This window comes from Klebsiella sp. KTE92 (assembly GCF_000398905.1).
GTDB lineage: Bacteria > Pseudomonadota > Gammaproteobacteria > Enterobacterales > Enterobacteriaceae > Klebsiella > Klebsiella variicola.
Genome location: NZ_KB976100.1, coordinates 932,833 through 955,554, shown reverse-complemented (window position 1 = coordinate 955,554; position 22,722 = coordinate 932,833). Strand labels below are relative to the sequence as shown.

Annotated in this window: 17 protein-coding genes and 1 tRNA gene; 8 read left to right on the top strand and 10 right to left on the bottom strand. The window is 53.8% G+C overall.

From position 1 onward, the window contains the following. Positions 1-9: 9 nt before the first annotated feature. From A1WC_RS20575 to ecpR, 3 genes are all read right to left on the bottom strand, one after another. Positions 10-678 carry a fimbrial chaperone EcpB gene (locus A1WC_RS20575; RefSeq protein WP_008805316.1) on the bottom strand — a complete coding sequence of 223 codons (669 nt, stop codon included), beginning with the start codon at positions 676-678 and terminating at the stop codon, positions 10-12. A 58-nt stretch (positions 679-736) separates the two neighbouring features. Beyond that, a complete protein-coding gene (gene ecpA / locus A1WC_RS20580; RefSeq protein ID WP_012542737.1) occupies positions 737-1,324 on the bottom strand; it encodes a common pilus major fimbrillin subunit EcpA in 588 nt (195 codons plus the stop codon). 74 nt (positions 1,325-1,398) lie between these two features. Beyond that, complete coding sequence (gene ecpR, locus A1WC_RS20585) at positions 1,399-1,941, bottom strand: ECP biosynthesis operon DNA-binding transcriptional regulator EcpR (protein WP_008805314.1); 543 nt, start codon at positions 1,939-1,941, stop codon at positions 1,399-1,401. An 843-nt stretch (positions 1,942-2,784) separates the two neighbouring features. Here ecpR and phnC point away from each other — a divergent pair. The 4 genes from phnC to phnE (A1WC_RS20605) all read left to right on the top strand — a co-directional run bounded on the left by phnC (position 2,785) and on the right by phnE (A1WC_RS20605) (position 6,409). Next, the gene (gene phnC / locus A1WC_RS20590; RefSeq protein ID WP_016160357.1) at positions 2,785-3,627 is read left to right on the top strand and encodes a phosphonate ABC transporter ATP-binding protein; all 843 of its coding nucleotides are present in this window, start codon (positions 2,785-2,787) and stop codon (positions 3,625-3,627) included. Positions 3,628-3,649: 22 nt separating this feature from the next. Beyond that, a complete protein-coding gene (gene phnD, locus A1WC_RS20595) occupies positions 3,650-4,588 on the top strand; it encodes a phosphonate ABC transporter substrate-binding protein (protein WP_032691132.1) in 939 nt (312 codons plus the stop codon). A gap of 67 nt (positions 4,589-4,655) precedes the next feature. Continuing rightward, positions 4,656-5,528 carry a phosphonate ABC transporter, permease protein PhnE gene (gene phnE / locus A1WC_RS20600; protein ID WP_012968864.1) on the top strand — a complete coding sequence of 291 codons (873 nt, stop codon included), beginning with the start codon at positions 4,656-4,658 and terminating at the stop codon, positions 5,526-5,528. Beyond that, complete coding sequence (gene phnE, locus A1WC_RS20605) at positions 5,525-6,409, top strand: phosphonate ABC transporter, permease protein PhnE (RefSeq protein WP_012968865.1); 885 nt, start codon at positions 5,525-5,527, stop codon at positions 6,407-6,409. Before phnE (A1WC_RS20600) ends, phnE (A1WC_RS20605) begins: the two co-directional genes overlap by 4 nt. Before the next feature lie 520 nt (positions 6,410-6,929). On the opposite strand, the gene A1WC_RS20610 is transcribed toward phnE (A1WC_RS20605), so the two are convergent. Together A1WC_RS20610 and A1WC_RS20615 are read right to left on the bottom strand one after the other, a co-directional pair. Beyond that, a complete protein-coding gene (locus A1WC_RS20610; protein WP_012542740.1) occupies positions 6,930-7,595 on the bottom strand; it encodes an HAD family hydrolase in 666 nt (221 codons plus the stop codon). A gap of 95 nt (positions 7,596-7,690) precedes the next feature. Continuing rightward, positions 7,691-8,560: a DMT family transporter gene (locus A1WC_RS20615; protein ID WP_016160356.1), complete on the bottom strand. Its 870-nt coding sequence runs from the start codon at positions 8,558-8,560 to the stop codon at positions 7,691-7,693. Positions 8,561-8,971: 411 nt separating this feature from the next. On the opposite strand from A1WC_RS20615, the gene A1WC_RS20620 reads away from it, so the two are divergent. Next, positions 8,972-9,538, top strand: coding sequence for an NlpC/P60 family protein (locus A1WC_RS20620; protein ID WP_004222859.1), 567 nt, complete (start codon positions 8,972-8,974; stop codon positions 9,536-9,538). A gap of 45 nt (positions 9,539-9,583) precedes the next feature. On the opposite strand, the gene phoE is transcribed toward A1WC_RS20620, so the two are convergent. Beyond that, positions 9,584-10,636: a phosphoporin PhoE gene (gene phoE / locus A1WC_RS20625; RefSeq protein ID WP_008805307.1), complete on the bottom strand. Its 1,053-nt coding sequence runs from the start codon at positions 10,634-10,636 to the stop codon at positions 9,584-9,586. 289 nt (positions 10,637-10,925) lie between these two features. Here phoE and proB point away from each other — a divergent pair, with 289 nt between their 5' ends. The 3 genes from proB (at position 10,926) to A1WC_RS20640 (ending at position 13,482) form a co-directional block, all read left to right on the top strand. Next, entirely contained in the window at positions 10,926-12,029 is a 1,104-nt protein-coding gene (proB, locus tag A1WC_RS20630) for a glutamate 5-kinase (protein WP_008805306.1), read from the top strand. Between the two features lie 10 nt (positions 12,030-12,039). Then, complete coding sequence (proA, locus tag A1WC_RS20635; protein ID WP_016160355.1) at positions 12,040-13,293, top strand: glutamate-5-semialdehyde dehydrogenase; 1,254 nt, start codon at positions 12,040-12,042, stop codon at positions 13,291-13,293. Between the two features lie 113 nt (positions 13,294-13,406). Then, positions 13,407-13,482, top strand: a tRNA-Thr gene (locus A1WC_RS20640). Positions 13,483-14,705: 1,223 nt separating this feature from the next. Here A1WC_RS20640 and zorD read toward each other — a convergent pair. The 4 genes from zorD to zorA1 are packed head-to-tail and all read right to left on the bottom strand — an operon-like array spanning position 14,706 to position 22,570. Continuing rightward, positions 14,706-17,948, bottom strand: a complete 3,243-nt coding sequence (zorD, locus tag A1WC_RS20645) for a type I Zorya anti-phage system protein ZorD (RefSeq protein ID WP_016160354.1) — start codon at positions 17,946-17,948, stop codon at positions 14,706-14,708. Next, on the bottom strand, positions 17,948-19,630 hold the full coding sequence (gene zorC, locus A1WC_RS20650) for a type I Zorya anti-phage system protein ZorC (RefSeq protein ID WP_016160353.1): 1,683 nt from the start codon (positions 19,628-19,630) through the stop codon (positions 17,948-17,950). The genes zorD and zorC overlap by 1 nt, the downstream gene beginning before the upstream one ends. Next, positions 19,627-20,367 (bottom strand): type I Zorya anti-phage system protein ZorB1, encoded by a 741-nt coding sequence (zorB1, locus tag A1WC_RS20655; protein WP_004195968.1) that lies wholly within the window; start codon positions 20,365-20,367, stop codon positions 19,627-19,629. The genes zorC and zorB1 overlap by 4 nt, the downstream gene beginning before the upstream one ends. Before the next feature lie 13 nt (positions 20,368-20,380). After that, complete coding sequence (gene zorA1, locus A1WC_RS20660; RefSeq protein ID WP_016160352.1) at positions 20,381-22,570, bottom strand: type I Zorya anti-phage system protein ZorA1; 2,190 nt, start codon at positions 22,568-22,570, stop codon at positions 20,381-20,383. Positions 22,571-22,722: the final 152 nt, after the last annotated feature.

The window sequence follows — 22,722 nt, the reverse complement described above, 5'->3', positions numbered from 1 at the left end:
CACAACTGTCTATTTCACGGGAACAAACTGCTCACCCTGCCAAAGCGCAACCCGTCCTTTTTTATTCGCCGTGTCCACCTGCGTAAAACGGCGCGATTTACCCGGCATCAGGTAGTAATTCTCTTTACACTCCTTACCGTCGGCGGCCTTCAGGCAAGGGCCGTAGGCGAGGATCCGCAGCGTCGCATTCCCGGTGTTGGTCAGAGAGCCGTTGGCGTACTGAAAGCGGTAATTCACCTGCCGGGGCGCCACCACCAGAATGGTGCCGATGCGGGCGGACGCCGTCGCTACCGCGCTGCGGTTGGCGTTATCGCGCTGGGCATCGCTGAGTGCCTGATCGAACCAGACAATGCGGTAGTAACGCTCTTTGTCATCCGCCGGGCCTTTGTAGAAGAAACGGATGACATCGCTGGCCTGAGCGGGTAGCAGCAGGCTGGCGGGGGTAAGCAGCACCTCATCCGGTTTATCCATCGGGATAACCTGCCCACCATCCAGCGGGGAAGAGAGCCGTTCGAGATGGATATTGATCAGTCGACCGCTGTCTGTGCTGTTCTTGATTGTTTTGCTCAGCGTGCTGCTGCCGCTGTTCATAAAAGATGAGATATCGCCGACATCCAGCGCCTGCGCCGGCGACACCCCGACAAGCAGCAGCCCGAGAGCCAGAAGGTGCTTTTTCATAACAATTCCGTCCGTGAAAAAAGCAGGGGGAGCCCCCCCTGCTGGTGCATCAGAAGGATCAGCTGGTCCAGGTGGCGTCGAACTGGACGCTGACGTCGCCGCTCCAGATCCCTTCCGGCAGGGTGCTGTAATCGGTCACTGCGGTGGTGCCGTTGGTGGTGCCGCTGATGATGGAGAAAGTGAAACCATCCTGCGCGGTGGTACGGCCGCTGGCGTTGTAGCCATTAGCCAGCGCGCTGAGGTTGCCGCCCAGCACGCCGTTAGCGGTATCGATCATCACGGTATCTGCCGTTTTTTCGACCGCGGCGCCGTTATAATCCACACCCACGCTCAGCGTGGAGCCGGAGGTGTCCAGCTGGGTTAAGGTGTTGGTGATAAGGCGCGAGGTCAGCTTAAAGGCGGTCGCCGTTGCGTCACCCTCAATCGCCACGTCAAACAGACCTTTCTGCGAGTTAAAGCCTTTAATGCCTTCGGCGTACTGGAATGCCAGGCTGCCGAGCGGGGTCACAACCAGCTTGCTGGTGGTGTCTTTTTTAGCGGTCGCCGACCAGGTCGCAACAGCCTGAGCCGTTACGTCAGCAGCCTGCGCCACACCCATACCGGTAAACGCTGTTACCAGAGCTATTGCCAGAACCTTTTTTTTCATCGCTTTTTCATCCTGAGTTGAATTAAGGACATGATGTCCCGGTGAACCATTTAAAAAACAATATTGCCTGGGTGTTACTGAACTAACTTATATATTTTGGAATACAGTTTGGCCTCAGCATTGCGCCGATGGGTATATACTGTCTTCACGCTACAATTTTCAATTCTGGCGATCGATTTCGGCTGCATGCCCTGAGCGGTCATGCGGATTATTTTCATTTCCCGGTCAGTAATTTTATCTTTCTTAATATCTTTGCGGAGAAATCTGCCATTAATTACGTAGGCCAGTTCTTTTCTAATATCGCGACTCAGGCCAACATATACCACGCCGCGAATATTGCTATTGTAATACCAGTAATTTGCTAAGGCTTCTGATTTCCTGGCCGCAATCAATACGACCTGTTTCCCCTTTACCGCGGATAGCCATTCGCTATCGCGCCTGATAAATTCATTTAAAGAAGCCGTGTTGAGATTGATAAACACAAAATCCTTTCTAATCTTCTCCTGCGACAGATAAATTAATTCATCGATATCCAGAATGAGTTCGGATAGTCCTTTATAGAAGTAGGAGTCATGGGCAGACCAAATGTACTTATCGGAACAGCATTTATATTCCATATAGTTTTTAACCTCATAGTCCTTGAAGTAATCATTTTTACAACTTCACTGTTTGCCAGGCCTACAAAGTTAACTGGCGTATTCGCTTCCTTTAATAAATCGCCATTAAATAAGACACGCATTACTTATCAATATTTGATAAGCCGGGTTTAATTTTAATTATTTCTGCATGGCGTTGAATTTAAGTTTTTTCCTATGGAGTGTCAACACGCGGACAGGCAATCAATTTCGTGCCTGGGTCAATATTTACAAAAACTGAAAATATCGGATTTTTGAGGAGTGGAAAAAGACATTTATTTTCATGAGGTTATTGGCAATATTACCCTCAATTCTTACTTGTGCTTTATATTACCCAGGATCTTCGCCCTATTATGTTAGGAATATTCTTAATGAGGGGCAGGATGGAGTTGTCAAATAAACCAAATTAACAACAAAATAAAGAATATAACTCTGAATATAAGCAATAACCAGGATGATTTACCAATTCATAAGCCACATGAATAGATTAACCTGCCGCACAAAATAGTTATGCATATGTTAATTCTGCGGAATGATGAATGCTAAACAAAGGTAGAAGCATTATCTATTCGATTAAACAGACCTCATTAGCAAGATAAAACGAGTTTTGCCGATAGGTGCCTGCCGTCACGGGTGCGCCTGCCTTCGCGCCCCCCGAAAGCATAGCCGCTTTTCAAGGCTTCGCCAGCGGTCAGCAAGCCGCGCGGTCGGCCTGTCATCCCCGCCTTTTCCCGCCTGTTCACGCTTTGTTCGCAATACCGTCATCGAAATTTCATATAAAGACCTATTAATAGTGCCCAGTTAATGACGAACCTGGACACTCTTATGAACAGCTCTCTTGCCGCGGTGGCCGAAACTGATTTCCAGCCGTTCACCGATCTCGATACCGGCCTGCAGCGGAAGGTCTTAAGCGTGCGTAACCTGACTAAAGCCTATCATGCTCAGCACAAGGTGCTGGACGGCATCAGCTTTGACCTGCACGCCGGTGAAATGGTCGGGGTCATTGGCCGCTCCGGCGCCGGCAAATCGACGCTCCTGCATGTCCTTAATGGTACGCACAGCGCCAGCGGCGGTGAAATTCTTAGCTATCCGGAAGTCGGTATGCCACACGATGTCTCAAAGCTGAAAGGCCGCTCACTCAACGCCTGGCGCAGTCAGTGCGGGATGATCTTTCAGGACTTCTGCCTGGTACCGCGCCTCGACGTGCTCACCAACGTCCTGCTTGGCCGCCTCAGCCAGACTTCAACCCTGAAGTCGCTGTTTAAAATTTTCCCCGCCGCCGACCGGGCGCGCGCCATTGCGCTGCTCGAATGGATGAACATGCTGCCGCACGCGCTGCAGCGGGCGGAGAATCTCTCCGGGGGACAGATGCAGCGGGTGGCAATCTGCCGGGCGCTGATGCAAAACCCCGGCATTTTGCTGGCCGACGAACCTGTCGCCTCGCTGGATCCGAAGAACACCCAGCGCATCATGGATGTGCTGCGCGAGATCAGCGAGCAGGGCATCAGCGTGATGGTGAACCTGCATTCGGTAGAGCTGGTGAAGGCCTACTGCACCCGGGTTATCGGCGTCGCCAGCGGCCAGCTTATTTTTGACGATCACCCCTCCCGGCTGACGCAGGATGTGCTGCAGCAGCTGTACGGCGATGAAGTTAGCCAATTGCATTAATTTCACTCACACGGGCAACATAATGAAAAAATATATGACTGGCGCAGTTCGTTTATCCGCAGTGGTCGCGGGCATGATGATGGCATGGCAGGCGGCGGCAGCGCAGCCGAAAGAGCTGAATCTGGGCATTCTCGGCGGGCAGAACGCCACCCAGCAAATCGGTGATAACCAGTGTGTGAAGACCTTCCTCGATAAAGAGCTGAACGTGGATACCAAACTGCGTAACTCTTCCGACTATTCCGGGGTGATCCAGGGTCTGCTGGGGGGTAAAGTCGACGTGGTGCTGAGCATGTCCCCCTCCTCTTACGCTTCGGTTTATATCAATAACCCGAAAGCCGTGGATATCGTCGGCATCGCCGTGGACGATAAAGATCAGTCTCGCGGCTATCACTCCGTGGTGATCGTCAAAGCCGACTCCCCGTACAAAACGCTGGACGATTTAAAAGGCAAAGCCTTCGGCTTCGCCGATCCGGATTCCACTTCCGGGTATCTGATCCCTAACCATGCGTTTAAAGAAAAATTTGGCGGAAACGCCGACAACAAATACAACAATACCTTCTCCAGCGTCACCTTCTCGGGCGGCCACGAGCAGGACATCCTCGGCGTGCTGAACGGTCAGTTCGCGGGCGCGGTCACCTGGACCTCGATGGTCGGCGATTACAACACCGGCTACACCACCGGCGCGTTCAACCGTCTGATTCGCATGGATCATCCGGATCTGATGAAGCAGATCCGCATTATCTGGCAATCGCCGCTGATCCCGAACGGCCCGATCCTGGTGAGCAATGCGCTGCCGGCGGACTTTAAGGCGAAGGTCGTGGCGGCGGTGAAAAAACTGGACACCGAGGATCACGCCTGCTTTATCAAAGCGATGGGCGGTACCCAGCACATCGGTCCGGGCAGCGTGGCTGACTTCCAGCAGATTATCGACATGAAACGCGAGCTGGTGAGCGCGCGTTAATCCTGCCTCAACGCCGCCTGCTTGCCCCCAGGGTGAGCGGCGGCGCTACGTTGAAGATCCCCGACGCATGAAGACGACCCACACCGAATTTGAACGCTATTACCAGCAGGTACGCTCGCGGCAAAAGCGCGATACCGTCTGCTGGTCGTTACTCCTGCTGGCGCTCTATTTTGCCGCCGGCAGCGCCGCAGAATTTAATCTGCTGACCATCTGGCACTCGCTGCCCCACTTCTTTGACTATATGGCAGAGACCATTCCGCCTCTGAGTGCCGGTAACCTGTTCGCCGATGTGCAGACCAAAGGCTCGCTGGCCTGGTGGGGCTATCGCCTGCCGATCCAGTTGCCGCTCATCTGGGAAACCCTGCAGCTGGCGCTGGCCTCGACGCTGGTGGCGGTCGCCATTGCCACCATCTTCGCGTTCCTCGCCGCCAACAACGCCTGGACCCCAGCGCCGGTACGCTTTGCCATTCGGGTACTGGTGGCGTTTTTGCGCACCATGCCCGAGCTGGCGTGGGCGGTGATCTTTGTCATGGCGTTCGGCATCGGCGCGATCCCGGGCTTTCTGGCGCTGATGCTGCACACCGTCGGCAGCCTGACCAAACTGTTCTACGAGGCGGTGGAGAGCGCGCAAAACAAACCGGTACGCGGCCTGGCGGCCTGCGGCGCGTCGCCGCTGCAGAAAATCCGCTTCGCCCTGTGGCCGCAAGTGAAACCGCTGTTTCTCTCCTACGGCTTTATGCGGCTTGAAATCAACTTCCGTTCGTCGACGATTCTCGGGCTGGTGGGCGCGGGCGGTATCGGCCAGGAGCTGATGACCAATATCAAGCTCGACCGCTACGATCAGGTGAGCATCACCCTGCTGCTGATCATTCTGGTGGTGTCGGCGCTGGACATGCTGTCCGGTCGTCTGCGCCTGTGGGTACTGGAGGGTAAGAAATGAGCGTCTGGCACATGCAACCGGATATCGCCGCCAGCCGGCGGCAGCATAAACAGCTCTATCAGGTTCAGGGGCGCTACCTGCGCTACGTTGGACTGGTAGCGCTGGCCTGCGTGCTCTATTACGTCTGGTTTTTTCTGCAGTTTGGCATCAGCGGCGAGCAGCTGACCACCGGTCTGCAGCAGATTGGCCGCTACCTGGCGCGGATGTTCGTCTGGCACGACTTCTGGAACTGGCCGTTCGGCTATTACTTCACGCAAATCGGCATCACCCTGGCTATCGTCTTCGCCGGGACGCTGACCGCCACGGTGCTGGCGCTGCTGCTCTCCTTCTTTGCCGCCCGCAACATCATGCGCGGCGTGGTGCTGGGGACCCTCGCTCTGCTGATGCGCCGCCTGTTTGATGTGCTGCGCGGGATCGACATGGCTATCTGGGGATTGATTTTCGTGCGCGCGGTCGGCCTCGGGCCGCTGGCCGGGGTGCTGGCGATCATCATGCAGGACACCGGTCTGCTGGGACGGCTGTACGCGGAAGGACACGAAGCCGTGGACCGCTCGCCCGGGCGCGGGCTGACCGCCGTGGGCGCGAACGGCCTGCAAAAGCATCGCTTTGGCATTTTTACCCAGTCGTTCCCAACCTTCCTCGCCCTGAGCCTGTATCAGATTGAATCCAACACCCGCTCCGCGGCGGTGCTGGGCTTCGTCGGCGCCGGGGGTATCGGGCTTATCTATGCCGAGAACATGCGCCTGTGGAACTGGGATGTGGTGATGTTTATCACCCTGCTGCTGGTGGCGGTGGTGATGATCATGGACACCCTTTCCGCCTGGCTGCGCCGTCGCTATATCGGCGGCGCCGCGGTGCCGCTGTATCAGGGCGGACGCTAGCACACCTTTGCGCCGGATGGCGGCTTCGCCTTATCCGGCCTACTCGTCCAGGACTGGCTGTTGACTCACCGCCGGGCCTGGGGCAACTGAAACTGCCGGTACTGGCGGCCTCAACATCGCTGAGACGTTCCCGGAAGGCCGGGGCAGCCCGCATGGATGCGGGCTGAGGGCCGTGTTTTGCAGGGATGCTGCCTCGGCCCGACCCGAAGCCTGCAGGGATAAGTCGAAGGCACCACGCAGTGGCGATGTTGCTGGCCGGAGCCCGGGGGTACAGGGGGCGGCGGCGACTGGCCGCCCCCTGTGCGCTCCCTGCGCCATGAGTGACATAGCGCAGAAAAAATATTGGGAGCGCAATGTGCCCGGAAATAACACAGGAGTGGTAGCCCTGCTAAGCGTAGCGCGAGCAGGGACATTTCCGGTTGCGCCGATATTTCGCCGGGTGGCGGCTGGCGCCTTACCCGGCCTACAGGGCTTATCCGGCCTGGAACGGCTGAACCCGAAGAAATATTTATCCGCTCCGCTATTCCAGCCGCCAGCTCAGCACCGGCCAGCCATATCCGGCACCCGCCGCCTGCAGCTGCGGACAGGGATTGACCAGCCGCACGCGATCCGCATGCAGGCACAGCGGCAGATCGTTAATGGAATCGGTATAGAAAGTCACCTCGCCGTCATACTGCGGATGCGCCTCGCGCCACTGCGCCAGACGCGCCACCTTCCCCTGCTGATAGCTAGGGATCCCGGCAATGACCCCGCTGTAGCCGCCGTCGACCATCTCCACGTCAATGCCCAGCGCCTGATCAATCTCCAGCGCGGCGGCCACCGCCTGCACCAGCAGGCTAACCGAGGCGGAGATAATCAGCATCTGCTCCCCCTCGGCCCGCAGACGACGAATGAGCTCCCACGCCTGCGGATAGACCCGGGGCAGGATCGCCTCGCGCACGCAGCGGGCCACCAGCGCATCAACGTCCGACTTCGGTATTCCGGCCAGCGGCGCCTGGATCAGGGCCACATAATCGGCGATATTCATCTCTCCCCGGTCATAATCCGCCATTAACCGCGCCTCGCGGGCAAGATACCCCTTCTGCGTCGCCAGCCCTTCGCGAACCATAAACTGGCTCCAGACCGTACTGCTATCGCCCTGTATCAGGGTGTTATCGAGATCAAAAATCGTCAGCGTGTTGCCCATGGTACTTTCCCTTACTGGTCAAAATAAGCTGCCGGGAGCATGCGTAAAAAAGATGACAGGAAAATGAACCGGACGCCGCAGCGCCCGGCTCGCCATCAGCCGGCGCGGATCTTCGCGGTGCGGAACACCAGCACGATCCCACCGATGATCGCCACCATACCGACCATCGCCGCCGCCGGCAGCCGGTTGCCCAGCAGCAGATAATCCAGCAGCGCCGTGATCACTGGCACCAGATAAAAGAGGCTGGTGACATTAACAATATTTCCCGCGCTCAGCAGACGATACAGCAGCAACTGGGCGACCACCGAAATCAGCAGCCCGAGAAACAGCACCGGAATAATCAACCCGGCGTTAACGGTAAACTGGAAGCCGCTGACCGGGGCAATCAGCAGGCACAGCCCCAGACTGACAGCGTACTGCAGCGGCAGGACATCCGCCGGCGCCTGACGGCTGCGCTTTTGCCACAGCGCGCCAAAGGTCATCAGCAGCAGAGCCGCCAGCGCAAACAGGATCCCCACCATCGCCATCGGCGAGGCCGCCAGGCTGCGCCACACCAGCAGTACCAGCCCCGCCAGGGCAATCAGCAGCCCTGACAGCCGCCGCCCCTGCAGGCGACGCTCCACCACGCAAAGCGTAAGGATGGGCTGGATCCCCATGATGGTGGCGATAAGTCCCGGCGTCACACCGTTAGCCATCGCCTCGAAGTAACAGACCGAATAGCCGCCAATCAGCATCAGGCCGGTGGCCGCTGTCTGCAGGCGGGTGCCCGGCGCGGGTAGCCAGCGCCGACGGACGATGGCCAGCGGCGCCAGCGCGACCAGGGCAATCAGAAAACGAAAGACCAGCAGCGCCATCGGCGAAGCGTTGTCCAGTCCCCAGCGGGTGAAGATGGCCGCGCTGCCCCACAGCAGCACAAAAATGGCCGTTGTCGCCTGCGAGGCGAGCAGAGAATAGCGAACGTGCATAGCATGCTCCAGAACGTCAAACACAAGGTATCAAGCGTCATACCGGCAGGTAAGCGCCTGCTAAAGACGGCGTTAAGCGTCGAAAACAACCCGGTCTGGAGGGGGAGGCGGTGGGCAGAGCGTGGTGAAGCAATGATGAAGCGCAGACGTCATCCACCCCGCGTCGAAAGCGGCGCCGGGCAAAGTCTCACCAGAGATGGCGTAATGCGTCATGGAATGCCTCGTGAAATGTTTAATCAGAATCCTGGCACAGGCCGTTCGGAAGTGACAACTGCCTTTTATGGGTGATCTCTCGCCTGATTGTTTATTTTTAATCGTAAATAAACGTAAAGGCGGCCTCGGCTTATTCAGCCGTTCTTTTTAATCGGCTATAAAACAAAGCAGTCTGCTTGCTACTTCGAAAATAACGATATGAAGCCAAAACTGACGCATGCTCTCTTTTTAATTCCTTTTTTGTTGTTGGCAGGATGCTCCTCCTCACCGAAACAGGCAAAGAACACAAAATCTCATGCGGATATGACCATTGACGGCGGATCGGACGATCTGATCCCGGTGGTGGCGGCCCTGCATGATCAGATGCACACCTGGCAGGGAACCCCCTATGAATGGGGCGGTACTGAACAAAGCGGCGTCGACTGCTCGGGTTTCGTCTGGCGCACGTTGAAGGATCGCTTTAACCTGCCGATGGAGCGGATCACCACCCGCGAGCTGCTGCACATGGGCGTGCGGGTCAATAAACGCGATTTACGTCCCGGCGATCTGGTTTTCTTCCGCACCCGGGCCGGGATGCACGTTGGCTTTTACGATACCGATCATAATTTCCTTCACGCCTCGAGCAGCCAGGGCGTGATGCGCTCTTCGCTGGACAACCCTTACTGGGAATCGGCGTTCTATCAGGCGCGTCGTCTGCCGAAGGAGTATAACGCGCAGATCACCATGAACAGCGACACCCTGCATCTGGCGAAGAATCGCCGCTAAAAAAAAAGCCGCAGCCAGGGCTGCGGCGGGTGGTTCTGCGGTCAATCAGAACTGGTAGGTCATACCCAGCGCGACGATGTCGTCATCGTTGATGCCGAGTTTGTTATCGCTTTTCAGCTGGTTGATTTTGTAATCCACGAAGGCGTTCATGTTTTTGTTGAAGTAGTAGGTCAGGCCCACGTCAATGTAGTTAACCAGATCTTCGCTACCCACCCCTTCGATATCCTTCCCTTTCGACAGCACATAGCCGAGGGACGGACGCAGACCGAAGTCGAACTGATACTGCGCCACCGCTTCAAAGTTCTGCGCTTTGTTGGCAAAACCGCCGCTGATCGGGGTCATTTTGCGGGTCTCAGAATACATGGTCGCCAGGTAGATATTGTTGGCGTCATATTTCAGGCCGGTCGCCCAGGCTTCCGCTTTCGAACCCTGGCCGCGGGCCAGCAGGTTCTGATCGTTGGTACGGTCGGAGCTGGTGTAGGCCGCGCTGACGGCGAAGTCGCTGCCGCCGAAATCATAGCTTAATGAGGTGCCAACGCCGTCGCCGTTCTGTTTCTTCGCTTCACGGCCTTCGTTTTTACCCTGGTACTGCAGGGTCATATCCAGACCATCCACCAGACCGAAGAAATCGGTATTGCGGTAGGTCGCCAGGCCGCTGGCGCGTTTGGTCATAAAGTTATCGGTCTGGGCAGAGGAATCGCCGCCGAATTCCGGGAACATATCGGTCCAGGCTTCCACGTCGTACAGGGCGCCAAGGTTACGACCGTAATCGAAGGAGCCGTAGTTCTTCAGCTTCACCCCGGCGAACGCCAGACGGGTTTTCTGGCTGGAATCGCTCTCGGTTTTGTTACCGGAGAATTCAGATTCCCAACGGCCATAGCCGGTCAGGTCGTCGTTAATCTGCGTTTCGCCTTTAATACCGAAACGCACGTAAGTCTGATCGCCATCTTTGCTGTCATAATCGCTGAAGTAGTGCATGGCTTTGATCTTGCCGTACACATCCAGTTTGTTCGCGTTCTTGTTATAAACTTCCGCTGCCTGCGTCGCTGTTGAAGCCACAAAGCCCATCATCATTAATGCCAGAGTACTCTTTTTCATTATTCAGTCCTGGTGATTTATTTATACGCGCTATTCAATTGCGGGCGCTCGCCCATCAAAAACAGGAAGTTTTTTAACGCCGGGAGATTAAATATTTATGACAAGGTGGAACTTTTTATAAAAAAGAGTATTTAAATGTATCTGACATATTTTTGTCACATCCCCTCTCCAGAATGCCCGATCCCGCGCAATAAAATGGCGCGCCCGCCGCCCCGGGTGTTGGCAAGCGGGCCGACTCCTGCTACAACATCAGCTCGATATCGATATTCCTTTTGAACGGCAGAGAATCATGAGTGAAAGCCAGACGCTGGTGGTAAAACTGGGCACCAGTGTTTTAACAGGCGGGTCCCGCCGCCTGAACCGCGCCCATATCGTTGAGCTCGTGCGCCAGTGCGCACAGTTGCACGCCATGGGACACCGTATTGTCATCGTGACCTCCGGGGCCATTGCCGCCGGGCGCGAGCACCTTGGTTACCCGGAACTGCCCGCCACCATCGCCTCCAAGCAGCTGCTGGCGGCGGTGGGACAAAGCCGTCTGATCCAGCTGTGGGAACAGCTGTTTTCTATCTATGGCATTCACGTTGGCCAGATGCTGCTGACCCGCGCCGACATGGAAGACAGAGAACGGTTCCTCAACGCCCGCGACACTCTGCGCGCGCTGCTGGATAACAGCATCGTCCCGGTCATTAACGAAAACGACGCCGTCGCCACCGCGGAAATCAAAGTGGGCGATAACGACAATCTCTCCGCACTGGCCGCGATCCTCGCCGGAGCGGATAAGCTGCTGCTGTTAACCGACCAGCCAGGCCTGTTCACCGCCGACCCGCGTAGCAACCCGCAGGCGGAGCTGATTAAAGACGTCTACGGCATCGACGACGCGCTGCGCGCCATCGCCGGCGACAGCGTCTCCGGACTCGGCACCGGCGGCATGGGCACCAAGCTGCAGGCCGCGGATGTCGCCTGCCGCGCGGGGATTGATACCATTATCGCCGCTGGCAACCGCCCGGACGTCATCGGCCACGCGATGGAAGGCCTGCCGGTAGGCACCTGCTTCCACGCGCAGGAGTCTCCGCTGGAGAACCGTAAGCGCTGGATCTTCGGCGCCCCGCCGGCCGGTGAACTGACCGTCGATGCGGGCGCGACCCAGGCGATCCTCGAAAGAGGCAGTTCGCTGTTGCCAAAAGGCATCAAAATCGTCAGCGGCAACTTCTCCCGCGGCGAAGTGATCCGCATCCGCAATAGCGAAGGACGCGATATCGCTCACGGCGTCAGCCGCTACAACAGCGACGCGCTGCGCCTTATCGCCGGCCAGCACTCGCAGCAAATCGATGCCATTCTGGGCTACGAATACGGCCCGGTGGCCGTCCACCGCGATGATATGATCATCCGTTAAGGAGCTGAAAATGCTGGAACAAATGGGCATTGCCGCCAAAGCGGCCTCCTGGCAGCTGGCGTTACTCTCCAGCCGGGAAAAGAACCAGGTACTGGAAAAGATCGCCGATTATCTGGAAGCGCAGACCGACGATATTCTGCGCGCCAACGCGGAAGATTTAGCTGAAGCTCGCGCCAATGGCCTGAGTGAAGCGATGCTTGATCGCCTCGCGCTGACCCCGGCGCGCCTGAGCGGCATCGCCAGCGATGTGCGCCAGGTGTGCAATCTGGCCGATCCGGTCGGCCAGGTGATCGACGGCGGGCTGCTGGATAGCGGTCTGCGTATTGAACGTCGCCGCGTCCCGCTGGGGGTGATTGGCGTGATTTATGAAGCGCGTCCCAACGTGACGGTCGACGTCGCCTCCCTGTGTCTGAAAACCGGCAACGCAGCGATCCTGCGCGGCGGGAAAGAGACCTGGCGCACCAACGCCGCCACGGTGAAGGTGATCCAGCAGGCGCTGCAGGAGTGCGGTCTGCCGGCCGCCGCGGTACAGGCCATTGAGAGCCCGGATCGCGCGCTGGTGGGCGAAATGCTGAAGATGGATAAATACATCGATATGCTGATCCCCCGCGGCGGCGCGGGCCTGCACAAGCTGTGCCGCGAGCAGTCAACGATCCCGGTGATCACCGGCGGGATTGGCGTGTGCCATATCTTCGTTGATGAAACCGCCGAGATCGCCCCTGCGCTGAAGATCATCGTCAACGCCAAGACCCAGCGGCCGAGCACCTGCAATACCGTGGAAACGCTGCTGGTGCACCGCAACATCGCCGACACCTTCCTGCCGGCGTTAAGCAAGCAGATGGCCGAGAGCGGCGTCACCCTGCACGCCGCCCCTTCCGCCCTCCCCACGCTGCAAAACGGCCCTGCGAAAGTCGAGCCGGTGAAAGCGGAGCAGTATGACGACGAGTATCTGTCGCTGGATCTGAACGTCAAAGTGGTGGCCGATATGGATGAGGCTATCGCCCATATTCGCGAACATGGCACCCAGCACTCCGACGCCATCCTGACCCGCACCTTGCGTAACGCCAACCGCTTTATCAATGAAGTGGACTCTTCCGCCGTCTACGTGAACGCCTCCACGCGCTTCACCGACGGCGGCCAGTTCGGCCTTGGCGCGGAGGTGGCGGTCAGCACCCAGAAGCTGCACGCCCGCGGCCCGATGGGGCTGGAAGCGTTAACCACCTATAAGTGGATTGGTTTCGGCGACGATACCATTCGTGCGTAAATGAGAACGGGCGATGCAAAAATAGGCAGTTGATTCCACTGGCTATTGACGCATCGCCCGCTAAGTTCTAACCTTTTGCCTCGTGATTCACGCTCGTGAACACCTCTTGCAGGGCCGATATAGCTCAGTTGGTAGAGCAGCGCATTCGTAATGCGAAGGTCGTAGGTTCGACTCCTATTATCGGCACCATCACTTCAAAATCCTGTTAAATCCATTGATACGCACAGCTTTCTACCGCCTGAAATAGGATCTTTTACTGAGTGAATTTTTAGTAGCAGTTGCCGCTGTGGTTAATAATGGCAATTGGGATTGTTAACTCATAGCGGCGTGTCGTTTCCTGGCTCAAACGCGTACAAAGTGTGAATAGTCGCATCGTTCCGCCAACGACTTGAAACCGATGACGTTGCCAGCATCTCTAATCCGCTCCCAGACCCCCCATCAATCTGGCTCGCGCTTCGTGCCGCGCTCAATGATGCAACCTGCCGTAAAGATAGTACAGAGAATAAACAGGCGTAATGTTGGGAAGATTTACCGGATTAATAAAAAATCCGCCTCTGCTACGTTTTCAGCCATCGGATCACAACGGCTAGCTAAGGCTGGTGGCATGCTTGCCAAGAGATAAGAACGAATGTGATAAATTTTCGCCCGATTACCCATTCGGAACTCATAAGTAAGGGCAACGAGCCCCTGCATGATGGAGTTTCAAAATGTCACGTACACAAGCGGAATGCCGCCATCATGGGCGCCACATGAAGCAGAAGCGTCGCCAGTATTTTCGTGTTTTCTCCAGAGTGTCGCCACGCATGGCCGGAATCATTGCACGCCCCAAACATCTTGCTCTTGCCCTATGTTTGGAAATCAGGGTGAGCGCCACGGTATGAGTTTGCAAGAGATTAACTACCACTTGCGATATGCTGATTGGCAGGAGGATAAATGCACCATGATTTCACCGTAGAACATTTGTAATGTACCTTATTTGGAGCTTACTTATGTCTACATTTAATACCCATAAAGACCGTAATCGCCACGGTAAACCATTGCCGCACTGGCGCGTGCAGTACGCAACTCACTATCGTATAAAACACATTCACTACACCGTTCGATATGGAGACAACGCGCCCCGCGTGAATCACGGCATAAATCCGCGTCTTTGGAACAGCTTCTTATATATGACCCGCCGACGTCGCATTGATGATCGCGCCCTAGCTTATGCTGTAGTAACTGGCGAAGATTCTGATAGCCTGCTTTGGTACCGAACAATCGGCCCTTGGAATATTACTGGTAAACCTCAAACCCGATGCAGCGGTTTTTTTATCCCTAGATTAACGCTACCTCTTATTGAGGTGGTCAGCAGCAGGTATTGGCTTTGAAATGGATCTAAGCTTCTTTTTGGTAGTGCGAAAATTGAGTGCTTATGTCCCTTTTAAAATATTCTCAAAATCGGCACTGCTCAGCTCAGGTGTAGAACATAACATATCTCTGGCCAATGCACGGCGACGCTGAAGGAGTTCATCTAATGTTTCTTCAAACGTCGTGATTTCAGAGTCCATTACCGTCGGATAATACACATATACATCTTTTGTCTGGCCGATACGGTAAGCGCGGTCAGTTGCCTGATCTTCTTTTGCCGGATTCCAACAGCGGGTGAAATGAATAACGTGGTTTGCTTTCTGCACGTTAACCCCAAATCCAACTGCGACGGTGGAGAGAATAATCACGCCAAAGCCGGATTGGGACTGGAAATCATCAATCAATCGCTGGCGGCTATTCTGGCTATGATTCTTAGTACTGGTGTCGCCGTTGATGATCACCGGACGGAAACCGAATCGCTGTTGAATAGCATGCTGTATCTCGCGCTGGAGATCGCGCAGCTCAGTAAAGATGATTACTTTGTCTTTGCTGGTGTGCTTAATTTCATCTAGCGTTTTCAACATCCAGTTTAGCTTTGGCGACCCTTCCCTATATCGAGGCTCAGGGTTAACGACTGCCGGGTGTGCACAAATAAGTTTAAGACGATGTAATAACCCCAGCATCCCCGCCCCCGCCTGCTGCATTCCTTCACTAAGTGCCTGCTGTTGTTGCCAGTTCGCTATCGAAGAAAGATACAGTTGCTTTTGAGGGTCTGAAAGTGGCAACTGTTTACAACTGACGACTTCGATTTTTTGCGGCAAATCACGCGCAACCTCTTCTTTGGTTCGGCGTAATGTCTGGGGTTCAATCAGTGCTCGTAAGCTTTCAAGCCGCCCTGTATCTCGACCCGCTTCGTTCTCGATAGGGCGAACATAGTGTTTGCCAAAATCATTGAGTGCCCCTAGCAGTCCCGGCTGAGCGAAATCAAAAAGGCTCCACAGGTCTACAAGCGTGTTTTCGACAGGCGTACCGGTACATGCCACTTTGAATCTTGCTTGTATCGCATTGGCTGCATGAGTGATTAATGCCGCCGGGTTCTTTATTTTTTGTGCCTCGTCGCAGACCATGATGGACCATCGCTGGCGCGCCAGGGAGAACTCCTGATCGCGAAGCGTCTCGTAGGTTGTCAGAATGATTTTCGCTTCACCCTGCCAGCCGGGTTTGAGCAAATTTTTAATCCCCTGACTTTGGAGATGAGCAGGAATCGCCTGTTTCGGGTATTTCACCGCTTTGATAGTGTCGCCATACAATTTCATCACCGAAATCCCAGAGGTGTAGAAGAAATTGTCGAGTTCACGCTCCCAGTTATCCAAAAGAGAGACGGGGGCAACGATGAGACTTGGTGGCTCGTCAGGGAATTTTTCAATGAACCACACCAGGAAGGTCAGAATCTGCAGCGTTTTCCCCAACCCCATATCATCCGCTAACAGGCAACCTGCGGTTTCCTGAGGTGAACGAAGGAGTAGCTGTTGAAGCCAGGCCACGCCTTCACGCTGATGGTCTTTGAGTCGAATATGTTCTTTAAGGCTGAGAGGAATTTCAGGTTCAGCATGACGTGCATTGAGTAGTGAATCTCGGCGTTGTTTGATATAGGCCGCTTCTTCAATGTTCTGTTCAATTTTGAGTACAGCCCGGGCAGCTTTTTCAACAGCAATGTTCTCTGATTTCTGTGCTGCCTTTTGCTGTTTTTCCCAAGTCTTACTGAAGGTTTTCGCGGCGTCTAGCATCAGTTCGGAATCATTCCAGGGGGAGATGATATGCGTTTCGCCAGTCGCTTCTGCCTGGATGATTCTCTCCTGCAGTTCATCGAAATGCTGCAGGTTATCAGGTTGCCAACCATCCAGTGTTTCTACCGAAAATTCGGAGAAGTCGATGCCATCAGGAAGCCAGCTTTCACTTTGCGCCTTGGTTAGCCAGGGAGATGATATTTTTTCGAACTCACCAATGCCAATGACCCGATCGCCATATTTACCAAGATCCAGGACATCGTTAAATTCTTTACCTTCGACTTCCTGTTGCCAACGTAACAGTAGCGACTGGCAATCATGCCATTGCTGTTCAGTGAATTGACTCAGTTCCAGTTCGTAACCCTGCCAGGAACCTGCAGGCATTTGTGCGGCAACACTTATCCCTAAGGCCTGAATAAATTTATCTAACTCCCATGGAGCAGAGAAGAGGAATGACACCTCGGGTTGCGGCACCGGTGAGACAGGCTCCAGCACTAGCGTAATACTCTCTATCTTATTCTCATCATTAATTTGGGGTTGAAGCCTAAAGTGATGAAAGAAAATATGGGCATCAAACAGTGCTTGTTCGTGTTCCTCAGGGGCAATAACACTGGCGGCATCTTCACCCAGGAAAGTATAGGGATTGCGAACAAAGGAAAGAGCTTCACTTCCGGCAACACGGCGACCGGGAATTGAGTGTATAGAATTCAGAACTTCTTTTACTTCAGGTGGGATGATGACGTGGCTAAGCTCGCCGTTCTCCCCGGGAATGCGATAGCTATCGTGAACCTGTGAGTTCTTGTCAAAACTGCCAAGCCAGTTTGCGGGTTGGTCCTCAAAGTGGGGTTCAATCTCGATAACGGCAGTATCAGCAACTGTCGCCTTACGGAGGCGTAACGACAATGAAGTGGGTTTAATGACATGCGTTTTTTCTAAATAATCATCAAATTTTGCAGCGGCCTGTTTCGCGCATTTGCGAATTGTGGCCCATCCCAGCTGGTTAGTGGTTTCGCCGGGGGCCTGAGTTTGCTGGATGCTTAGCTGCTCGGTTGCCTGCAAGAGCGCCCAGTTTTCTCGTGATAACAGATGCTGCTGGTTTTCATGAGTAAAAATAGCCCCGGTGCGGCTGAAACGGATAGTTTGACGTGAGGGAAGCGTAGTCCATTCAGCAATCCAGACGCGGAAATCCTTATCGCTTAGCGCTCCTCGTGAACTCATGCTTGCACGTAAAGGCAATACTTCAGGTATGCCAATTAGAGGCAGGCTACTGGCATGCTCTTCATCTTCCAGCAGGTGATACAACGCCTCCCAGCTCAGCAACCATCGGTCTGTGAGTGATATTAGATAGTCTTCTTCAGCCAGTTGCTCAAGCCAGGATGCCAGCGCCCAAAGCTCGGGATCATCCACCAAAGATTGAGGGAAGCTGAGCCCGTTTTCTTCAGCCCGGTACTGATTCTTCAGGTGGCGTTCTATCTGCTGACGGTCTCCCGTCAGTTTACTTAACAGACGTTTTAGCATTATTTGATCCAGTAACGGTGCGGTTCTTTGGCCACGGGGGTGAAACCGAGTCTGAGTAATTCTCTTTCCGTTGTGTCATCCGGTGTTTTGAGCTGTACAGACAACACGCCACCTTTTTGCCGATTATCGCTGACGATGCAGGAAATATTTTCCAGCAGGCGCTGTATGGCCGTATCCCGCAGCGGATTAATGATTTTGACATCAGAGAGCGAAGTGGGGGAGGACTCTTTTTTATCAACAAACTTAATGGGTTCTTCAGCCATCCAGCGAATGCCCAGCTTGTGCAGTTCATCATCGTATTTCAGCATCCAGCCGGTGATGCGAACGTTGCTGTATCCATAAGCCCGAGGAGCATGCGGTAATCGCAGGATGCAGCGCCCCTGGCTTTTTAAGTGCACATTAATCTCCAGAGAGCCAGACTCGGGATTGAACGGAGCCTCGCCGATGCGGTAAGCGTACATCGCGTTCCCCGTTCCTGAAAATTCAACGAAGATGTAATCGTTTATCTGCATGATCATCGCGTTATCAAAACTACGGCCACCGCGCAGATGGCTCAGCCTCCCACGATTCTCCTCCCGGAATTTCACAAAATCGCTGTCACGATCGGTCCAGGCATCCTGCCCCATCACGATACGAGTGAATCCCATCTGGTTCGCAAAACGCAGCCAGTAAAAAAGTCGTGCCTGATCAACGTCACCATTGCCGCGCAATAGCTCAAAGAAGTGCATCAGATCTTGTTTTGCCAGCCAGCTCCGAACCATCGCTGCGACAGGTTCAGATACATACTGATGCCATTTGTTCTGTTGGCTTTTCAGTTGCGGGTTATCCCAGTATTCCAGTGCAGCCTGTTTCAGGGCGGGATGCGCTTGATCGCGGTAGGTTGAATGATAGTAACGGGTTAAAGTCGCCGTCATGATGTCATCACGAAAACGTACCCATTGCGCGGCCAGGCCCAAAAGCCAACTGATTTTGTCCAAGTACTGAGGGTCGTCCAGAGTATCAAGCTGCGCCAGCAGCACCGTGAAAATACGCTTCCACAACCAGCTACTGTCGGGGATTTGCGCTATTCTTTCTAATGATGATAAAGAGTTGCTCTCACCGGAAAGGAGCTGCTGGGATATCACACCGCCTGCCTGAGGCGTAAAAATGTCGTGATAAAACTCAATAGTTTTCATCCACGACTTTTCTCTGCGGATAGCAGCTTTCACCACGAAGTAACCTTTGGCAATATGTCCGCGTAGCACACACCAGTGTGGGTTTGTTTCAGGAGACTCATGTCTGTAGGTAAAATAGCTTGAACAGAGTGCTGCCCAGTCCCGACGTCTCAGTGTTTTGGTTTCTATTCTTTTTTCAATTGCACTGTTTATTTCGGGAAAGAGAGCATCATCTTCAAGTAATACCGGTTGGTCTGGATGTAGTGGGTCACTATCGGCGAGGCCATAAAACACCATCCGCCACTCACGTTCAGTCAGTTCTTCCGCAAGGCGGAAACGACGCAGGGCTGCTAACCGCATTTCATGTGGAGGAGTGGGAATTTTCTCTGCGTTATCAAAACGTTTTTCCATATCATTCGCTGCTGAGCTCAACGCATTGAAATCATTATGCAGGTAATTTTCATCCTGATGGCTTGAAGACAGCTTCGCTGCAATACGTCGCGAAAGTGAACTCAGTGCGTGCGTCATTGTGGCATTACCAACTGGCAAACTTCTTTATTCACAACAGGCGGAAAATCCACCTCTTCAGTGCCATCGCGTTTATCTTTGAGCCCAAAGAACTGCATGCGTAGCTCGACGCGACGGCTGGCTTCTTTGCTCTCTTTAGCGTTGTTAAAGGAGACGCCACCCGCAAGGAAAAGCTTACGAATCTGGATTTGTTGTTCTGCGGAGATGCTCTTTTGCAGAGGGCTGCGGCTATCGAGCAAGCTACACATTACCCATTCAGAACGCTGTAAGGATAGATGCAGGTTGTAAAGATACGAGCCATCGGTGTCAGTAAAACCTTCAATGACGATTTGCTTAAACCACTTTTTACCTTCTTCGCTGTCGGAGGCTTCAAGTACAAGCGGCACTACATCCTGTAATGCTTTTTGCCCTTCGGCATTCAGGAAAAATCGGTTGTGGTCGAACCGGCCTGCTTCACCGAAGCTGATGCGGTTATCGTGGCAATCAACCACAATCGTTTTATTCACGCTGCGAGCATGCAATTCCAGGCGTTCACATAATCTGGAGATATCCTGTCCCCTCGTTTTTTCACCTTGTTCTGCACGCTGAATACGTTGGGTCACTGAACTCAATGACGCTACCATGACGACCAAAAATAACACCATCATAGCGGTCATTAGATCGGCGTAAGAAATCCAGAAGGGTTTTTCAGCTTCATCACTATGGCGCTTTTTAACGCCAAATGCATTCGCAAACATCATCTATCCCCCCTCAGGCACGTACGCGAGACAGAACATCATCAAGTTCGCTGACGCTTTCTCCGATCTGTTCGACAGAGCCAGCGAGCAAGTTAGAGGCTTTTGCCATTTCGACATCCAGTTTGCCCAGTGTTTTATCCAGGCTACGTGAAACGCCCTCTGAGAAGTCTTCAAACCCTTTGCCAAGCACGTCGCTAACATTTTCCATAAAGGTCTGCGCTTCACGGTTATAACTTTGCAGGCGCTCGCCATGCTGCTTAAGATCGGTGATGAACTGGCTGCGAGTGGTTTGTTCTGACTGGGTATTGGCAGCAAGTAGCTCCAGCATGGCGATGGATTTGCTAACGGCTTCCCGATTATTACGGTAATCCGCCACCACAGACGTGAGTTCGCTAGTGGCAAGTGAAAGCGATGAACCGGCTGATTGTGCTTTGTTCAGAACATCTGCGGTGAGGTGGTTGGCCTCTGATACCCGATCTCCTGCATGTTCAAATCGCTCGGCGGCAACGCGCATTTTGTCTGCGCCGTTTTGCATATCCTGAATCTGTCGGCTGGTTTGTTCTGCGAGTTTGTTCAGTGTTTCGGTCGTTCCCTGATGCTGGTTGGCAACGGTCTCGATCAGCTGTTTGATTTGATCGTCCACTTCACTCATTACTCGCTGTGTCTGCTCATGCAGTGATTGCTGATTTACCTGTTGGTTTGCGGAAATCTGCTGTTGGCCTTTATCGATCTGACCAAACAGGCTACCTAACTGTTCACCAAGCGCTTCAACAGAGGTCGCCATTTTTTCCATCGTGGCACTTTGTCCCTGTTGCACTGAATTCTGAATGGCTTCAATAAATGCGGACATGTGCTCGGCCTGCGCTTTTTCTCGCGCCTCGCTGTCAGCGAACATTTTTTCCAACTGACGTGCCATTCGTTCACCGGCGCCTTCCCCTTCAGCACCGATTTTGGCGACGGATGCCTGAAGGCTACTGAGCATATCGTTCATTCCAGCCTGCATTGCCTGCTGGCCCGATTTCATTTCGGATAACAGCTGCTCCATCAACTGTGCGCTGCCCTGGCGGGAGTCATCGCTGACCTGACGCATATCCTGCAACAGTGCGGAGAAGCCGCTCTGCATGGTCTGGATGGCGCCTACGGTTTGCCCCATCATTTCATTAAGGTTCGTAAACTGTTGGCCAAAGGTGGTGTCGAGCTTCGCCATAAATGCGGTGAGCACATCCTGCAGCATGTTCTGTACCATGCCGCTTTGATCGCCGCTGGCAGTCTGAACCGCACCCGCAATTTTATCCAGCGGTGACTTCAGGCTATTTTCAATTGCCCCGCTCACCTGATCGGCAAACTGTGCGCCTGATTCACGGTAGGTGTTGCTTAACGTATTCGCGAGGCGTTCATTTTCAACTTTCTGGCTTTCGGCGAGATGAAGCAGCATGTCACGAAGATCGGTAACTAGGCTCTCTTTCAGATGACGCGCCTGGGTTGCGCTTTCGTTGCTGGATTTCACCAGCGAGGCGAGGTATTCCTCACCTACGCCGCTAACGTAGAGCTTGTCGATAGCGGCGGTAAATTTTTCGAGATACTTATAGCACTTGGCGATGGATAGTTTTTCCAGCCAGGTGATGAAAATAGAGGCAGCAATAGCCACGGCAGAGCCAAGGAAAGCATACAACACATCGTGCAGCAAATTATTGACGCTGCTGGTAACCTGCTCTGGAGTGCTGGGATCGAAGTGGTTGAGGCCAATCATCAGGCCGTAAAATGTACCGATAATACCCACACCGGTCAGAATACCGGGCAGGTGCTTGAAGAATTCCGTATTGAGTGGGATATCGACTAACTGTTGTTCGGAGAAGTAGCTAGAGCTTGGCGCCGTGGCACGAATACGGACAATTTTTTCTTCCCCACCTTCTAGCTCGCGTTGAGGATGTAACGACTCTTCAAACTCATTCCACGCGTGTTTGAGCTCAGGGCGCTTAAACAGATTTTGCAGATGTGCAAGCTGTTCCTCTGGAGAACTGCTTTCAATGCTAGTAATTGATCGGGTGTATTTTTTCAGGCTGTTAACAATTTTAATAGCTCGGAATAAATAAAAGAAAAGAAAGCAAGCAACGGCCAAGCTTACGATGCTGATTACGGTGAAGGGCACATTATGGGGCTCCACAGATGTAAGAGTAACTAAAAAGGAATTAAGCCAGGACATATTTTTACCCTTTGAATATATTAATCAGCATTCAGATTACCATCGACAACATTTTGATTACCTTCAATCAAAATTTATGAGTTGTGATAGTCATCGCCGCGCCGTGGTCCGCAAACCACTCCGACCGTTCAGGGGATGAACGGTGCAAGCAG

Bases quoted from the DNA above. Each gene is read 5' to 3' on its own strand.
- A1WC_RS20575 (WP_008805316.1), bottom strand. From the start codon at position 678: ATGAAAAAGCACCTTCTGGCTCTCGGGCTGCTGCTTGTCGGGGTGTCG.
- ecpA (WP_012542737.1), bottom strand. From the start codon at position 1,324: ATGAAAAAAAAGGTTCTGGCAATAGCTCTGGTAACAGCGTTTACCGGT.
- ecpR (WP_008805314.1), bottom strand. From the start codon at position 1,941: ATGGAATATAAATGCTGTTCCGATAAGTACATTTGGTCTGCCCATGAC.
- phnC (WP_016160357.1), top strand. From the start codon at position 2,785: ATGAACAGCTCTCTTGCCGCGGTGGCCGAAACTGATTTCCAGCCGTTC.
- phnD (WP_032691132.1), top strand. From the start codon at position 3,650: ATGAAAAAATATATGACTGGCGCAGTTCGTTTATCCGCAGTGGTCGCG.
- phnE (WP_012968864.1), top strand. From the start codon at position 4,656: ATGAAGACGACCCACACCGAATTTGAACGCTATTACCAGCAGGTACGC.
- phnE (WP_012968865.1), top strand. From the start codon at position 5,525: ATGAGCGTCTGGCACATGCAACCGGATATCGCCGCCAGCCGGCGGCAG.
- A1WC_RS20610 (WP_012542740.1), bottom strand. From the start codon at position 7,595: ATGGGCAACACGCTGACGATTTTTGATCTCGATAACACCCTGATACAG.
- A1WC_RS20615 (WP_016160356.1), bottom strand. From the start codon at position 8,560: ATGCACGTTCGCTATTCTCTGCTCGCCTCGCAGGCGACAACGGCCATT.
- A1WC_RS20620 (WP_004222859.1), top strand. From the start codon at position 8,972: ATGAAGCCAAAACTGACGCATGCTCTCTTTTTAATTCCTTTTTTGTTG.
- phoE (WP_008805307.1), bottom strand. From the start codon at position 10,636: ATGAAAAAGAGTACTCTGGCATTAATGATGATGGGCTTTGTGGCTTCA.
- proB (WP_008805306.1), top strand. From the start codon at position 10,926: ATGAGTGAAAGCCAGACGCTGGTGGTAAAACTGGGCACCAGTGTTTTA.
- proA (WP_016160355.1), top strand. From the start codon at position 12,040: ATGCTGGAACAAATGGGCATTGCCGCCAAAGCGGCCTCCTGGCAGCTG.
- zorD (WP_016160354.1), bottom strand. From the start codon at position 17,948: ATGCTAAAACGTCTGTTAAGTAAACTGACGGGAGACCGTCAGCAGATA.
- zorC (WP_016160353.1), bottom strand. From the start codon at position 19,630: ATGACGCACGCACTGAGTTCACTTTCGCGACGTATTGCAGCGAAGCTG.
- zorB1 (WP_004195968.1), bottom strand. From the start codon at position 20,367: ATGTTTGCGAATGCATTTGGCGTTAAAAAGCGCCATAGTGATGAAGCT.
- zorA1 (WP_016160352.1), bottom strand. From the start codon at position 22,570: ATGTCCTGGCTTAATTCCTTTTTAGTTACTCTTACATCTGTGGAGCCC.